At 65.3% G+C, this 14946-nt stretch carries 13 protein-coding genes; 4 read left to right on the top strand and 9 right to left on the bottom strand.

The features are described from left to right. Positions 1-31 precede the first annotated feature (31 nt). Positions 32-1441, bottom strand: a complete 1410-nt coding sequence (gene dnaB, locus NK214_RS01535; RefSeq protein WP_107798839.1) for a replicative DNA helicase — start codon at positions 1439-1441, stop codon at positions 32-34. Between the two features lie 156 nt (positions 1442-1597). On the opposite strand from dnaB, the gene NK214_RS01530 reads away from it, so the two are divergent. Beyond that, positions 1598-1936 (top strand): nuclear transport factor 2 family protein, encoded by a 339-nt coding sequence (locus NK214_RS01530; RefSeq protein ID WP_107798838.1) that lies wholly within the window; start codon positions 1598-1600, stop codon positions 1934-1936. Positions 1937-2081: 145 nt separating this feature from the next. Here the strand turns inward: NK214_RS01530 and NK214_RS01525 are convergent, their stop codons facing one another. Then, positions 2082-3254: an NAD(P)/FAD-dependent oxidoreductase gene (locus tag NK214_RS01525; RefSeq protein WP_107798837.1), complete on the bottom strand. Its 1173-nt coding sequence runs from the start codon at positions 3252-3254 to the stop codon at positions 2082-2084. 118 nt (positions 3255-3372) lie between these two features. Here NK214_RS01525 and NK214_RS01520 point away from each other — a divergent pair, with 118 nt between their 5' ends. Beyond that, positions 3373-3957, top strand: a complete 585-nt coding sequence (locus NK214_RS01520) for a superoxide dismutase (protein ID WP_107798836.1) — start codon at positions 3373-3375, stop codon at positions 3955-3957. Between the two features lie 75 nt (positions 3958-4032). On the opposite strand, the gene NK214_RS01515 is transcribed toward NK214_RS01520, so the two are convergent. From NK214_RS01515 to NK214_RS01505, 3 genes are read right to left on the bottom strand one after another with little or no spacing between them, the layout of a single operon-like run. Further along, positions 4033-5646, bottom strand: coding sequence for a GMC family oxidoreductase N-terminal domain-containing protein (locus NK214_RS01515; RefSeq protein WP_253313621.1), 1614 nt, complete (start codon positions 5644-5646; stop codon positions 4033-4035). Then, a complete protein-coding gene (locus tag NK214_RS01510; protein ID WP_253313620.1) occupies positions 5643-6167 on the bottom strand; it encodes a twin-arginine translocation signal domain-containing protein in 525 nt (174 codons plus the stop codon). Before NK214_RS01510 ends, NK214_RS01515 begins: the two co-directional genes overlap by 4 nt. Before the next feature lies 1 nt (position 6168). After that, a complete protein-coding gene (locus NK214_RS01505) occupies positions 6169-7596 on the bottom strand; it encodes a coniferyl aldehyde dehydrogenase (protein WP_253313619.1) in 1428 nt (475 codons plus the stop codon). 102 nt (positions 7597-7698) lie between these two features. On the opposite strand from NK214_RS01505, the gene NK214_RS01500 reads away from it, so the two are divergent. Both NK214_RS01500 and NK214_RS24975 read left to right on the top strand, forming a co-directional pair. Continuing rightward, a complete protein-coding gene (locus NK214_RS01500; protein ID WP_107798832.1) occupies positions 7699-8883 on the top strand; it encodes a VWA domain-containing protein in 1185 nt (394 codons plus the stop codon). 159 nt (positions 8884-9042) lie between these two features. Continuing rightward, positions 9043-9177, top strand: a complete 135-nt coding sequence (locus NK214_RS24975; RefSeq protein WP_019100128.1) for a hypothetical protein — start codon at positions 9043-9045, stop codon at positions 9175-9177. 71 nt (positions 9178-9248) lie between these two features. Here the strand turns inward: NK214_RS24975 and NK214_RS01495 are convergent, their stop codons facing one another. The 4 genes from NK214_RS01495 to NK214_RS01480 all read right to left on the bottom strand — a co-directional run bounded on the left by NK214_RS01495 (position 9249) and on the right by NK214_RS01480 (position 14883). Next, positions 9249-12188, bottom strand: a complete 2940-nt coding sequence (locus NK214_RS01495) for a DNA translocase FtsK (RefSeq protein WP_253313618.1) — start codon at positions 12186-12188, stop codon at positions 9249-9251. Between the two features lie 191 nt (positions 12189-12379). Then, complete coding sequence (locus tag NK214_RS01490; RefSeq protein ID WP_107798831.1) at positions 12380-12727, bottom strand: hypothetical protein; 348 nt, start codon at positions 12725-12727, stop codon at positions 12380-12382. A gap of 224 nt (positions 12728-12951) precedes the next feature. Continuing rightward, entirely contained in the window at positions 12952-13578 is a 627-nt protein-coding gene (locus NK214_RS01485) for a YbhB/YbcL family Raf kinase inhibitor-like protein (RefSeq protein WP_253313617.1), read from the bottom strand. 96 nt (positions 13579-13674) lie between these two features. Beyond that, positions 13675-14883, bottom strand: coding sequence for an amino acid aminotransferase (locus NK214_RS01480; RefSeq protein WP_253313616.1), 1209 nt, complete (start codon positions 14881-14883; stop codon positions 13675-13677). Positions 14884-14946: the final 63 nt, after the last annotated feature.

Here is a 14946-nt window from a genome sequence, read left to right as displayed (position 1 = left end):
CGCCGACGCGCAGCAGATCGTAAACAGGTTCTTAGGAGTCGCTGTCCGCCCAACCGCTGACGCCCAGCGTGGCGGCGTTGTCGAACTTGGCGTACTTGCCGACGAAGGCCAGCCGCACCGCGCCGGTGGGACCGTTACGGTGCTTGCCGATGATGGCCTCGGCCAGGCCCTTCACTTCCTGGTTCTCCGGGTTGTAATACTCTTCCCGGTACATGAAGACGATCAAGTCGGCATCCTGCTCGATGGCGCCGGATTCCCGCAAGTCCGACATCATCGGCCGCTTGTTGGGACGCTGCTCCACCGCCCGCGACAGCTGGGACAGCGCGATCACCGGCACCTGCAGCTCCTTGGCCAGGCCTTTCAGGCCGCGCGAAATCTCGCCCAGCTCGGCGGTGCGGTTGTCGCCGCGGCCCGAGCCCGACATCAGCTGCAAGTAGTCGATCACGATCAGACCCAGCTTGCCGCCGTGCTGGCGCGCCAGACGGCGCGCGCGCGCGCGCACTTCCAGCGCGGTCAGCGCCGCGGTTTCGTCGATGTACATCGGCGCCTCGGACAGCTTGCCTATCGCGTAAGTCAGCTTCTGCCAGTCGTCGTCGCCCAGCTTGCCGGTGCGCAGCGTGTGCTGATCCAGCCGCCCCACCGAACCCAGCATACGCATCACCAGCTGCGTGCCGCCCATCTCCATCGAGAACACCGCCACCGGCAGATGCTGCTCCACCGCCACATGCTCGGCGATATTCATCGAGAACGCGGTCTTGCCCATGGACGGACGTCCGGCGACGATGATCAGATCGCCCGCTTGCAGGCCCGAGGTCTTGGCGTCCAGATCGATGAAGCCGGTGGGCACGCCGGTGACCTCGTCCGGGTTCTCCCGGCTGTAGAGCATGTCGATGCGCTCCACCACCTCTTTCAACAGGCCCGGCATCTCCAGGAAACCCTGCTTGGACTTGGCGGTGGATTCGGCGATCTGGAACACCTTGCCCTCGGCCTCGTCCAGCAGCTGCGAGGCGTCGCGCCCCATCGGCGCGTAGGCGGCCTCGGCGATCTCGGTGCCCACCAGCGCCAGCTGGCGCATGATGGAGCGCTCGCGCACGATCTCGGCGTAGCGGCGGATATTGGCGGCGGACGGCGTGTTCTGCGCCAGCGTGGCCAGATAGGACAGGCCGCCGATATTGCCCAGCTCGCCGTTCTTGTCCAGGCTTTCGGAAACGGTGACCACGTCGGCCGGACGCGCCAATTCCACCAGCCTGGCCACGTGTTTGTAGATCAGCCGGTGGTCATGGCGGTAAAAGTCCGCCTCGGACACCACGTCGGCGATCTTGTCCCAGGCGCTGTTGTCCAGCAACAAGCCGCCCAGCACCGATTGCTCGGCTTCGATCGAATGAGGCGGCGTGCGGATCGCCGCCATCTCGCTGTCAAAATTCTCGTACGATTCAGTCATGTAGACTCGGAGTGATGGCGCGGCCTGGCCGCGCGAATGAAGCAAGCCTGGATCAGGCAAAACCCGATTTTAACCCGAAACCGCCACTCGCTGAGCATGCGTTGACAAGCGCCCCGCGCGGCCCCAGCATCGAAGCTTCGTTCATCTGGAGCCGCCATGACGCCCACCGCCCTCGTCCAAAGACAACTCGACGCTTACAACCAACGCCAGCTGGAACCCTTCCTCGCCGTCTACGCCGACGACGTGACGGTGTACCGGCTGCCCGGCGCGGAGCCCAGCCTGCGCGGCAAAGCCGCCCTGAGAGATTTCTACGCCGGCCAGCGCTTCAACTTGCCGGACCTGCACGCCGAACTGGTCAAACGCATCGAGTTCGGCAACAAGGTAATCGACCACGAACGCGTTAGCGGCGTGGCCGAGCAGCCCTTCGAAGTGGCGGCCGTCTATGAAATCATCGACGGCAAGATCCAGAACGTGTGGTTCCTGGCGGCGGACTAAGAACCTGTTTACGATCTGCTACGCGTCGGCGATACGGCGTTGAAAACATCTTCAAAATGCTCATGTACCGTATGTACACTCCGCTTTTTCAGCCGTTTTCGCCTTGTCTCGCCCTTGCTCGCGAGATCATAAACAGGCTCCAAGATCAGCAATGCATCCCGGCCACATAGCCTGACGACCAGGCCCACTGGAAATTGTAGCCGCCCAGCCAGCCGGTGACGTCCACCACCTCGCCGATGAAGAACAGGCCGGGCACCGCGTTGGCCATCATGGTCTTGGACGACAGCGCCTTGGTCGACACCCCGCCCAGCGTCACCTCAGCCTTTTTATAGCCTTGGGTGCCGTTGGGTTTAACCCGCCAGCCGTGCAAGCGCTCGGCCAGCTGCTGACGCTGCTTGGGCGACAAGTCCTTCAGCCGCTTATTGCAGCCCTCGCGCTCAAGCCAGGCCTCGGCGAAGCGCTTGGGCCAGCCGAACTCGGCCAGCGCGTTGGCGATAAGCTGCTCGCTGCCCGCCTTTTGCTCCAGCCAGGCCGCGGCGTCCGCGTCCGGCAGCAGGTCCAGTTCCAGCGTCATGCCCGGCTGCCAATAGGACGACACTTGCAGAATGGCCGGGCCGGACACGCCCTTGTGAGTGAACAACACGTTCTCGCGGAAGCGCCCCTTGCCGGCGCGCGCTTCCACTTCCAAAGACACGCCGGCCAACGGCGCGAACGCTTCCGCGTCCTCCACATGAAAGGTCAGCGGCACCAGGGCCGGCGTCAGCGGCGTCAGCTCCAGGCCGAACTGTTCGGCCAACTGGTAGCCGAACGGCGTCGCGCCGATCTGCGGGATGGACAAACCGCCGGTCGCCACCACCAGCGACGCCGCGCGAAAAACGCCGGCGCCGGTCTCCAACGCGAAACCGTCCGCGTCCCGGCTCACCCGCAGAACCTGCGCCTCCATGCGCCGGTCCACCCCGCCCAGCCGGCACTCCTCGTCCAGCATGGCGATGATGCGTTCGCTGCCGTCGTCGCAGAACAGCTGGCCCAGCTTTTTCTCGTGATAGCCGATGCCGTGGCGCTCGACCATGGCGATAAAATCCTGCGGCGTGTACTGCGCCAGCGCCGAACGGCAAAAATGCGGATTGGCCGACAGATAACAGTCGAAACGGGCGTGGAGATTGGTGAAATTGCAGCGGCCGCCGCCGGAAATGCGGATCTTCTCGGCCAGCTTGCGCGCATGGTCCAGCAAGAGCACGCGCCGGCCGCGCTGGCCCGCGGTGGCCGCGCACATCAGGCCGGCGGCGCCGGCTCCAATGACAATAACATCATACTGCAATGGCGTTCATCCTTACTTTACTTTTTTAGTCAACTATTGGCGACCAGCGGCTTAATCCAGTAAACTTGCGGCTAAAGCATCCGCTTATGCGGCTTACTTTCTCAACAAGGAGAGCATAATGGAACACAAACTGCCGGAACTGCCGTACGCGCTGGACGCGCTTGCCCCGCACATTTCCAAGGAAACCCTGGAATTCCACTACGGCAAGCATCATCAGACCTACATCACCAACCTGAACAACCTGGTCAAGGGCACCGAGTTTGAAAACGCCTCCCTGGAAGAGATCGTGAAGAAATCCTCCGGCGGCATCTTCAACAACGCGGCCCAAGTTTGGAACCACACCTTCTACTGGCTGGGCTTCGCCCCCAACGCCGGCGAAGAGCGCAAGCCCACCGGCGCGCTGGCCGACGCCATCAACGCCAAATGGGGTTCCCACGACGAATTCAAGAAAGCCTTCACCCAAACCGCCATCGGCACCTTCGGTTCCGGCTGGGCCTGGCTGGTGAAGAACACCGACGGCTCGCTGGACCTGGTATCCACCAGCAACGCCGCCACCCCGCTGACCACCGACAAGAAGCCGCTGCTGACCTGTGATGTGTGGGAGCACGCGTATTATATCGATTACCGCAACAGCCGCCCGAACTATCTGGACAGCTTCTGGAAGCTGGTGAACTGGGACTTCGTCGCCAAGAACTTCGCCTGATTCGACGCTGCCTGACAGCCTGATGCAAAAGGGACCTCCGCGGTCCCTTTTTTGTCGCCCTCGCGCCATGGCCTCTCAGGTTTTTACGCCCTGCATCCGCTGCCGCAAGGCCGCCGCCGCGCGCAGGGCGAAGGCGTAAATGGACAGCTGCGGATTGGCCCCCACGCTGCTGGGAAACACCGAACCGTCCACCACGGTCAGATTGTCCAGCTGCCAATGCCGCCCCCATTCGTCCACCACCCCGGACTCGGCGTCGCCCGACATCGCCAAGCCCCCCATCACATGAGCGCTGACCACCTTGGCCAGCAAGGGCTTGAGCGTCAGCCCCGCAATCATGCCCCGGGCCTCGCCCCAGCTGCGGGCCAGGCCGGCCTGCTCATGCACCGTCAGCACCTGCCTGGCGCCGGCCGCGAACTGGATCTCGGCCATGCTCAACCAGGCGCGGCGCGCGCCCTCCCACAAGACCTCGTTCAAGGGATAGTCCAGCTCCGGCGAACCATCGCCGCGCAAGCGCACCTGGCCGCCGCGGCTTTCCGGATGAAAACCGTCGCGCAACAAGGCCAGCGTCGCGTGCAGATGCGGCAAGCGCCGCAGCAAGGCCGGCTGCGCCGCGCCGAAGCCGGGAAAGGTGATGCCGGCCAGCAAGGGATGGATGGGCGGCACCTCCAGCTTGTAGCCCACGGGACCGTCCAGCGCGTGAACATGCATGAAGTGATCGCTGTACACCGTCTGCGGCGCGCCGTTGAACGGCTCCACCGGTTCCGGCATCAAGGCCGCCGACAGCAGCACCGGATGCAGAAAGGTCCGCGTCCCGGTATGGCCGCCCGGATCGATCAGGCCGCTGCGCAGCAGAATGGCCGGCGAACCGATGGCGCCGGCGGCCAGCACCACCTGAGCCGCCTTCACCTTGAAGCGGCGCCCGGTTTCCCCCACCCCGTCCGCCGCCAGAAAACGCCCTTCCAGCCCTTCCAGCCGGGTTCTGGCGGCATTGGCGCGCAGCCGGTCCACCCGCGCCCGGCTGATCAGCCTGGCGCCATGCTCCAGCGCGGCGGGAATTGCCGTCACCAGCATGGACTGCTTGGCGTTGGTGGGGCAGCCCATGCCGCAATAACCCAGGTTCCAACAGCCGCGCACATTGCGGCGGATACGCGCATGGGCGATGCCCAGCGCCGCGCAGCCGCGGGCCAGCGCCGCGTTGTTGGGGTTCGGGTCCGGCAGCCAGTCGGCGATGCCCAGCCGCGCCTCGGCTTGCTCGAACCAGGGCCGCATCGCCTCCTCGCCCACGCCGCTCAAACGGTGGCGCTCCCGCCACCAGTTCAGCGTGTCCGGCGGCGTGCGGAAGGAACTGGTCCAGTTGACCACGGTGCTCCCGCCCACGGCCCGGCCCTGCAGGATGGAAATCCCCTTATCCGCCGTTTTGCGACAGGCGGACTCCTGATACAGCTCCGGGTAGGCCTTGGCTTCCAACAGACGAAAATCGCGCGAGCTGTACAGGCCGCCCTCCTCCAACAGCAGCACGTCCAACCCGGCCGCGGCCAATTGCTCGGCCGCCATGCCTCCGCCGGCGCCGCTGCCGACGACGACCACATCGGCCCGCAGCTCCAGATCGGGCAGGCTCGCGCCGTCCAGCGCCTTCCAGCCCGCGGCGACGCCGGCGGCCACCGGATCGGGTATCGTCGCGCGGCTCACGGCAGCATCTCCATCACCGCCGCCGGCTGCCGATAGCCCAGCGCCGGCCAACTGGCCGGATTGCCGTACCAGGCCGCGTTCAGCAATTGGTGCAAGGCCTGATAGCCGCTGCGCAGCAAGGGAAAAACGCTGCCGCGCCAGCGCCGCAGAAAGGCTTCGATGTCCTCGACCGACGCCTGGCGCCACGGCGCGGACACTCCGGCGATCCAGCGCCGCCCCCAGGGGTTGCCGAGCAAATCCAGCAATTGACGCAGTTCGGCCCGCATCGCCGGCGGCAAGCCGGCCACCGCGCGGTCCACGCCGCGCACCACGTCCTCGGGCGGCGCGACGCCCGCCCCCAGGACGCCCGGGGCGATCGCCGCCAGCAACTGGGCGTCCCGCAGCGTCAAGGCGCGCAGCTTCAAGGGCTTGGCCCAGTCCTCGGCCGGGCCGTCCGGCTGCGGCGAGGCCAACAAGGTGGCCAGCGCCAAGGCCGCGGCGCCGCCCAGACCGGTTTTGAGCAATTGGCGGCGGCTCAGCATCTCAGCGCAGCATCCACTTCAACAGCCGCTCCACGCCGGCGCCGTAAGGCGCGCGCGTCAAGGCGGTGCCGGCCCAGCGGCTTTGCCGGAACACCGGCTTGAGCTTGGAGAAGGCCATAAAGCCCTCCTTGGCGTGACAATGCCCCATCCCGGACGGGCCGACGCCGCCGAAAGGCAAATCCTCCTGCACCACCTGCAGGGCGATGTCGTTGATCGCCACCCCGCCCGACACGGTTTCGCGCAAGGTTTTCTCTATGCGCAGCGCATCCCGGTCGAACAGATACAAGGCCAGCGGCCGCGGCCGCGCGTTGACGTAGGCCAGCGCCTCGTCGAATTTGTCGTAACTCAGCACCGGCAGAATCGGCCCGAAAATCTCCTCCCGCAACAAAGTCGCGTCTTCCGGGCAGCCCTGCACCAGGGTCAGCGGGAATTTGCGGCTGGGCCGCCAGTCCTCCGCCGCCGGGTTGATCTGCTCCACCTCGGCGCCGGCCGCGCGCGCCTCCTCCAGCCATTGCAGCAGGCGCTGGCAATGACGCTCGTTGATGATGGCGCTGTAATCGGGATTGTCCGCCAGCGTTGGATAGGCGCGCCGCGCCGCGCCGCGCAACTCGTCCAGCAAAGCCTCGCGGTCCTTATCGTTGACCAGCACATAGTCCGGCGCCACGCAGGTCTGGCCGGCGTTCAGCATCTTGCCGGCGACGATGGCCTCGGCCGCGTGACGCAGATCGGCGCCCCGGGCGACGATGACCGGCGATTTGCCGCCCAGCTCCAAGGTCACCGGCGTCAGATTCTCCGCCGCCGCGCGCATGACGTGACGGCCCACCGCGGTGGAGCCGGTGAAGAACAGATGGTCGAAAGGCAGCCGGCTGAAGTCTTGGGCCAGTTCGGCATCGCCGTTGACCACGACCATCACCTCCGGCCCCAGGTAGCGCTCGGCCAGGCGCTGCAACAGCGTGCCGGTTGCCGGCGTGTATTCCGACATCTTCACCATCACCCGGTTGCCGGCCGCCAAGGCGGACACCACCGGCCCCAGCGCCAGAAACAAGGGATAGTTCCACGGCACCAGCACACCGATGACGCCCAAGGGCTGCGGCATCACGCTGTTGCCGGCCGGCTGGAACCACATAGACACCCCACGCCGTTCCGGCCGCATCCAGCGCCGCAGCCGCCGACGCGCGTAACGTATGGCCTCCAGCGAGGGAAACAGCTCGGCCAGCCGGGTTTCCACCGCGCTGCGGTGGCCGAAGTCCTGGCTGATAGCGTCGACGAAAGCCTGGCGGTTGTCCTGCAACATGCTCTCCAGGCGCTTGAGCCAATCCTGGCGCTGCTCCAGCGGCGGAAACGCTGAAGCCCGGCTAAGGCGGTACAGGCGGGAAAACTCCGCTTGCAGATGATCATCCCGGCAAATGGGCATGGCGGCGGCATTCATTGTATTATCCTTAGGATAGCAGTATCCGAACGATTGTTTAGAGCCGTGACTCTAAAACAAGAATATCATCGCCCACCCACGCTGTCACCCTCTAGCCGCGCCATGTTGATCGATTTTTTTTACGCCCTGCGCGAAGCCGGCCTGCCGGTCACGCTGAAAGAATTCCTCACCTTGCTGGAGGCGCTGCAAAAACGCGTCGCCTTCGGCGATCTGGACGCGTTTTACTATCTGGCGCGCACCGCGCTGATCAAGGATGAGAAACACTTCGACCGTTTCGACCAAGTGTTCGGCAGCCATTTCAAAGGCCTGTCGCTGGCGCTGGACGAACTGAAAACCGGCATCCCGGAAGACTGGCTGCGCAAGCAGGTGGAAAAGCACCTGTCAGAGGAAGACAAGCGCCGCCTGGAAGCGCTGGGCTGGGAGCAGTTGATGGACACCCTGCGCCAGCGGCTGCAAGAGCAGCAGGAACGGCACCAGGGCGGCAATAAATGGATAGGCACCGGCGGCACCAGCCCCTTCGGCGCCTTCGGCTACAATCCGGCCGGCATCCGCATCGGCCAGCATGAGTCGCGCCATCGCCGCGCGGTGAAAGTGTGGGACCAGCGCGAATTCCGCAATTTCGACGATTCGGTCGAGCTGGGCACCCGCAATCTCAAGATCGCGCTGCGCCGGCTGCGCGAGTTCGCCCGCGACGGCGCCGAGGAAGTGCTGGATCTGGACGCCACCATCGCCGCCACCGCCGGCAAGGCCGGCATGCTGGACCTGCGCATGCAGCGCGAGCTGCGCAACGCGGTCAAGGTGCTGGTGCTGTTCGACATCGGCGGCTCGATGGACGACCACGTCAAGGCCTGCGAGGAACTGTTCTCGGCGGTGAAGTCCGAGTTCAAGCACCTGGAGTATTTCTACTTCCACAACTGCGTCTACGAAGCGGTATGGAAGGACAACGCCCGCCGCCACACCCAGACCCTGCCCACCTGGGACCTGATCCATACTTTCGGCGGCGATTACAAACTAATCATCGTCGGCGACGCCACCATGAGCCCCTATGAGATCAGCTATCCGGGCGGCAGCGTGGAACACATGAACCAGGAGGCCGGCGAAGTCTGGCTGCGCCGCCTGCTCGCTCACTTCAAGCACGCCGCCTGGCTCAACCCGGTGCCGGAAGCGCACTGGGACTACACCCAATCGCTGCACATGCTGCGGCAACTGATGTCCGGGCGCATGTACGGGCTGACGTTGCAAGGCATTGATCAGGCGATGCGGGCGCTGAAGCGCAGCGCGCCTTGAATTTTAACTTTCCGACACAAATTATTACTTGAGCTTGCGGCGGCTTGTGTTCCAGAATGAAATCACAGGGGGCCGCCATAGACGACTTTGCTTCCAGGCCGGTTGGCCGGCAATCGTCTTCACCAACAAGTTCGTACTCAAGCCTCGGGGAGCCATGCCATGGAAATTTTGCTTTTATTCGCCCTCATCGCCGCTGTGGTCGTCGTCGCCAAGATGTTGAGCGGCCCGGTGGAAGACCAGGACCAACTGGCTCCGATCCGCATTCGCAACGATCAGGACCAGCGCCGTCGCTGACCCCCGTCCACGCATAAGAAACGAAAAAGCGCGCCGCTAGGGCGCGCTTTTTTCATGCGGCGACACGCGGATCAGAACTCGCGCTGCGGCACCAGCACCGTCCGGTTGCCGTTGCTTTCCATCGGGCTGACGATGCCCGCCGCTTCCATTTCCTCGATCAGCCGCGCGGCGCGGTTATAGCCTATGCGCAGATGGCGCTGCACCGATGAAATAGACGGCTTGCGGGTGCGCATCACGATTTCCACCGCCTCGTCGTACAGCGGGTCGCTTTCCGTCGCCGCCTGCGCCTTGGCCGTGGCCGCGGCGGACTCCTCCTCCGCCTCGCTCTCGCCGGTCAACAGGCCTTCCACGTAATCGGGCTCGCCGAACTGCTTCAGATGCTCGACGATGGCGTGCACTTCGTCGTCGGTGACGAAGGCGCCGTGCACGCGCTGCGGATAACCGGTGCCCGGCGGCAGGAACAGCATATCGCCCTGACCCAGCAGGCTTTCCGCGCCCATCTGGTCCAGAATGGTGCGGCTGTCCACCTTGCTGGACACCTGGAAGGCGATCCGCGTCGGAATATTGGCCTTGATCAGACCGGTAATCACATCCACCGACGGCCGCTGAGTGGCCAGGATCAAATGGATGCCGGCGGCGCGCGCCTTCTGCGCCAGCCGCGCGATCAATTCCTCGATCTTCTTGCCGGCCACCATCATCAGATCGGCGAACTCGTCCACCACCACTACGATGAAGGGCAGCGCCTCCAAAGGCTCCGGCGTTTCCGGCGTCAGGCTGAACGGATTGCCGATGCGCTGCCCCATGGCTTCGGCCTCGCTCACCTTGTCGTTGTAACCGGCCAGATTGCGCACGCCCAGCGCGCTCATCAGCCGGTAGCGGCGCTCCATCTCGCCCACGCACCAGTTCAAGGCGTTGGCCGCCAGCTTCATATCGGTGACCACCGGAGCCAGCAGATGCGGGATGTCGTTGTACACCGACAGTTCCAGCATCTTGGGATCTATCATGATGAAGCGCACTTCGTCCGGCCGCGCCTTGTACAGCATGGACAAAATCATCGCGTTGACGCCCACTGATTTGCCGGAGCCGGTGGTGCCGGCCACCAATAGATGCGGCGCCTTGGCCAGATCCATCGCCACCGGCTGGCCGGTGATGTCCTTGCCCAAGGCCAGAGTAAGGCGCGAACGCGGCTGCTGGAACACTTCGGAGGAGAATATCTCGGACAAACGTATCATCTGGCGCTTGGGATTGGGCAGCTCCAGACCCATGCAGGTTTTGCCGGGTATGGTTTCCACCACCCGGATCGCGGCCAGGCCCAGCGCGCGCGACAAATCCTTCATCAGATTGACCACCTGATTGCCGCGCACGCCCACCGCCGGCTCCACCTCGTAACGGGTGATCACCGGGCCGGCGTAAGCGTCCACCACGCTGACCTTGACCTTAAACTCGGCCAGCTTTTCCTCGATGACGATGCCGCGCTCCAGCAACTCCTCCTCCGAGCACGTCACCGTCGCCTCGTCCGCCGGGCGCAGCAAATCCAGCCCCGGCAAACCGTAATCGTCGTATATCGGCCGCGGCTTGGCTTCCGCTTTGGCGTCCGGCGTCGCCGCCTGCTCCACCTCGGCCTGCGCCTGCCGCGCCCATGCCTCGGACGCCTCCGGCGCCGGCTCGGCGTCCCAGGGCGGACGAAGCTCGGCCAAGACTTCCGCCGGCTTCGCTTCCGCCGCCGGCGGCTCGATCAAGACCCAGGGCATGGGTTTGGCCGCCAGCTGCCGCGCCGCGGCCGCCGCCGAAGGCGGCTCTTCCGCCGGCAACACCGCCTGCTGCACCACCGCGGGCTTTTCATCCTCCTGCACCAGAACCGAACGCGTTTGCGGCCAGCGCCACGGCGCCGGCTCCGGCGGCCGCGTCGGCTCCGCCTCGTCTACGGTCTGCGGAACGGAAACCGGAACCGGGTCGATAAGCGGCAACGCCGCCTCGTCAGCCGCGGGAGCCGGCGGCGCGGCCTCGGCCGGCGGCGCCCATTCCTGCTCGGACCTGGGCTCCACGTCAAGCAGAAACGCCGGCGCGGCGGGCTCGACCGGCGCGAATACCGGCGACGCCGGCTCCGACGACGGGGCCTGGGCCTCGTCCTCCGGCCTAGGCGGCGCGATCTCCGCCATCGGCGCGGACATCTCCTCGAACGCCACCACTTCGGGCTCGATCAACGGCGGCGCCGGTCGCGCCTGCGCAGGCGGCGGAGACAGCCAGCCGTGATGCGCGGGCCGCGCGCTGGCCGGCAATTCATGCCGCACCACGGGCGGCGGCACGATTTGCGGCTCCTCCGCCTCTTGCGGCTTCAGCGCCTGGGGGCGAATCACGAAAGCTTGAGGCGCGGCCATGGTTTTGCCGCGCTTGGAATGGATGTGGCGCAACTGCTCGCGCACCTCGCTGGGCTCGATCACCGGCAAGGCGGATGCGCCCTGATCCTTGGCGCTCTGCGTCAGAACCCGGGAGGCCTGGCGGCGACGGTAATCCGACTGCAGATTATGTTGCAGCTCATGCAGGCCGATCACCGGCAGATCCTTGGCCTGTTCTTGCTCGGCCGACGGCTGGCGCACGCGCTTGCGGTATTCGCGGGACAGTTCCAGCGTCGGCAGTTCCGGCTTGGCCTGCGGCGGCGCGGCCGGCCGTTTCGGCAAGACTACGGTTTCGCGCTCGACGGCGGCCGGCGGCGCTTCGCGTTCAGGGGACGGCTGTGGCGCGGACGGTCTGGCCGGCTCCGGCTCGGCTGGAGCGGGAGACGCGTCGCGGGGCGCGATCGGCTCGGTCCGAGGACGGCTCCACGCCTCCGCGGCGTGCGACCCGGCGTCGGCCTCCTCAGCAAAGTAGTCCGGCTCATGACGCTCCGTCGGCGACATGCCCAACAAGCGATCCAGCTTTTGGGTCCATTCGGACAAGACGACGCGGCCGGTATACACCAGCCAAGCCAGCGCACCCAGCACCAACAGCAGCACACACAGCACAAACCACACAGTTCACAACCTCTGACGATGTCGAAAATTAACGGCCGGACCCGCACCCGCTGCGGGCCCGACTGCGGCGATTGTACCGTTTTTTATAGTGTTCGCGGCAGGCGCGCGCGGACGATGAGCGCCCAGACGGAGAAAAAAATTAAGCCGCAGCATGATGCGGCGGCTTAATCCCTGCTGGCGGCGCGGTCCGGCTAGGCGGCCAGTTGCAAATACCCCTGCAGCTGACCATTGGCCAACAAGCGGCGCAGATGGCTGCCCGGCGTGGGGCCGGCATAGGCGACGCCGGCCTGTTTGCAACGCAGCACCTGACCGGTGGCCAGGGTCACGAGCTCCATTTCCAACACCCAGGCCTGAACGTCGTCCACGCCTTCGACTTCCGGCTCCAGCGTCGCGGTCAGGCGATAGCGGCCATCGCCGGAGTTCACATCCAACAAGCCCATCAGCCCCAGATTGTTGCGCACATCGGCATCGTCCGCGTCAAAAGCGCCCGTCGCCAACGCGGCGGCCGGCAGCTTGTCTTTAACAGTGTTTGCAACCATGACAGTTAATCCCCTTTGATGTTGTTATCGTTTGCCGCTTTGGGCTGGCCGCGGTTCAAAGCGCCGCGCGGGCGCGGGCTCCCGAACTAAATCAGCCGCGGAGACGGGAAACGCCGCAACATCATGCTGCATTTCATTGGCCTACTGCAATCCCTTGCCAGAGGCCTCTGCGTTGCGAGACGGACAAACTGTCCTTTTTGCCACTTCTTCACATTGCGGGACGATTACAGCAAACGCGGATTTAGCGTATAGCGGCCGCTCAGGCTGGCCGAGGCCAACACATGGCCGTCCAAAGCCGCAACGATGTTGGCAGGCGTCAAGGCGCCGTCCACCGGCAAAGCTGCCACATCCAAGGCGTAGACGGTGAACACGTAGCGGTGCTCCAGGCTGTCGTTCCACGGCGGGCAGGGGCCGTCGTAGCCGTAGTAGTCGCCGGCCATAGCCGCGTCGCCGGCGAACCAGCCGGTGTAGTCGTTGATGCCGTGACGCAAGCCCTGCGGCGCATCCGGACCGCTCTTGCCGCGCGCGCTCACCCCCGCGCTGTGGCCGCCCTCGGCGATCTCGCTCTGTCCGGCGGGAATGTCCAGCAGCAGCCAGTGATAGAAGTCCACCCGCGGCAGATCCGCCGGCACCTCCCTGCCCTCCTGATTGACGTCGTCGCCGCGCGACGGCACGTCCGGATCATGGCATATCAGCGCGAACGAGCGCGTCCCCTCCGGCGCTCCGCTCCAGACCAGATGCGGGTTGAGGTTGTCGGACAGCGCGACATGGCTGTCGGCGTCCGGCACGCAGAAGGCCAGGCGGCCCGGAATGCGTTCCCCGTCTTGAAAGCTGCGGCTGTGCAATTGCATGAATCTGCTCCTTGACTACGGCCGGCGATAGGCCGATTGAAAAAAAGCCCCGACTTGCGGGGCTTTGGCGATGCTGGATATCAAAACCGGCCAGGCTTAGCCCGCCTTCACCACCTGGGCGATGGCGGAAGCCACATAGGTCAGGTTCTTGCTGTTCAACGCCGCCAGGCAGATGCGGCCGGTGGACACGGCGTAGATGCCGAAGTCGGCGCGCAAGCGCTCCACCTGGGCCGCGCTCAGGCCGGTATAGGAGAACATGCCGCGCTGCTGGGCGACAAAGGAGAAGTCCTGAGCCACGCCTTCGGCCTTGATCGCCTCGACCAAGCCGACGCGCATCGCGCGAATGCGATCGCGCATGCCGGCCAGTTCGTCTTCCCACAGCTGGCGCAGTTCAGGGTTGGACAGCACCGCGGCCACCACCGCGCCGCCGTGAATCGGCGGGTTGGAATAGTTGGTGCGGATCACGCGCTTCAGTTGGGACAGCACGCGCGCGGATTCTTCCTTGCCGGCGGTGACGATGGACAAGGCGCCCACGCGCTCGCCGTACAGCGAGAAGCTCTTGGAGAAGGAGCTGGACACGAAGAACTGCAGGCCGGAGGCCGAAAACAGGCGCACGGCGACGGCGTCGGCGTCGATGCCGTCGGCAAAGCCCTGATAAGCCATGTCCAGGAAAGGCACCAGGCCGCGCTCGCGGCAGACCTTCACCACCTCGGCCCATTGCGCGTCGGACAGGTCGGCGCCGGTGGGATTGTGGCAGCAAGCGTGCAGCACGATCACGGAGCCGGCCGGCAGTTGCGCCAGGAAGGCGCGCATGCCGTCGAAATCGACGCCGCGGGTGGCCGCGTCGTAATACGGGTAGTTTTCCACCTCGAAGCCGGCGGACTCGAACAGCGCGCGGTGGTTTTCCCAGCTCGGGTTGCTGATATAGACCTTGGCCGCCGGGTTCAGGCGCTTCAGGAAATCCGCGCCGATTTTCAGGGCGCCGGTGCCGCCCAGCGCTTGAGCCGTCACCACCTGGCCCGCCTTGATCAGCTCGCTGTCCGCGCCGAACAGCAGGTTCTGCACCGCGCTGTCGTAAGCCTGAGCGCCTTCGATCGGCTGGTAGCCGCGCGGCGGCATGGTTTCAAGACGCGCCTTCTCCGCCGCCTTCACCGCCGCCAACAGCGGAATCTTGCCGTTGTCGTCGGAGTAAACGCCAACGCCCAGATTCACCTTGGTGGTGCGGGTGTCGGCGTTGAATGCTTCGTTCAGGCCCAGGATAGGGTCGCGCGGCGCCAGTTCTACGGCGGAGAAGATCGAGGTCATGCAAGGCTCCATTACTTTACGCAACAACCGGCCAAAAGCGCTCGCCCTGGCCGGCTGGACAAG

It is taken from the genome of Chromobacterium sp. S0633 (assembly GCF_024158805.1).
Classification (GTDB): domain Bacteria; phylum Pseudomonadota; class Gammaproteobacteria; order Burkholderiales; family Chromobacteriaceae; genus Chromobacterium.
The sequence above is the reverse complement of the archived record's forward strand: the minus strand, read 5'-3'. Positions and strand labels throughout refer to the sequence as shown.

Bases quoted from the DNA above. Each gene is read 5' to 3' on its own strand.
- NK214_RS01510 (WP_253313620.1), bottom strand. From the start codon at position 6,167: ATGCTGAGCCGCCGCCAATTGCTCAAAACCGGTCTGGGCGGCGCCGCG.
- NK214_RS01520 (WP_107798836.1), top strand. From the start codon at position 3,373: ATGGAACACAAACTGCCGGAACTGCCGTACGCGCTGGACGCGCTTGCC.
- NK214_RS24975 (WP_019100128.1), top strand. From the start codon at position 9,043: ATGGAAATTTTGCTTTTATTCGCCCTCATCGCCGCTGTGGTCGTCGTC.
- NK214_RS01530 (WP_107798838.1), top strand. From the start codon at position 1,598: ATGACGCCCACCGCCCTCGTCCAAAGACAACTCGACGCTTACAACCAA.
- NK214_RS01485 (WP_253313617.1), bottom strand. From the start codon at position 13,578: ATGCAATTGCACAGCCGCAGCTTTCAAGACGGGGAACGCATTCCGGGC.
- NK214_RS01500 (WP_107798832.1), top strand. From the start codon at position 7,699: ATGTTGATCGATTTTTTTTACGCCCTGCGCGAAGCCGGCCTGCCGGTC.
- NK214_RS01505 (WP_253313619.1), bottom strand. From the start codon at position 7,596: ATGAATGCCGCCGCCATGCCCATTTGCCGGGATGATCATCTGCAAGCG.
- dnaB (WP_107798839.1), bottom strand. From the start codon at position 1,441: ATGACTGAATCGTACGAGAATTTTGACAGCGAGATGGCGGCGATCCGC.
- NK214_RS01480 (WP_253313616.1), bottom strand. From the start codon at position 14,883: ATGACCTCGATCTTCTCCGCCGTAGAACTGGCGCCGCGCGACCCTATC.
- NK214_RS01490 (WP_107798831.1), bottom strand. From the start codon at position 12,727: ATGGTTGCAAACACTGTTAAAGACAAGCTGCCGGCCGCCGCGTTGGCG.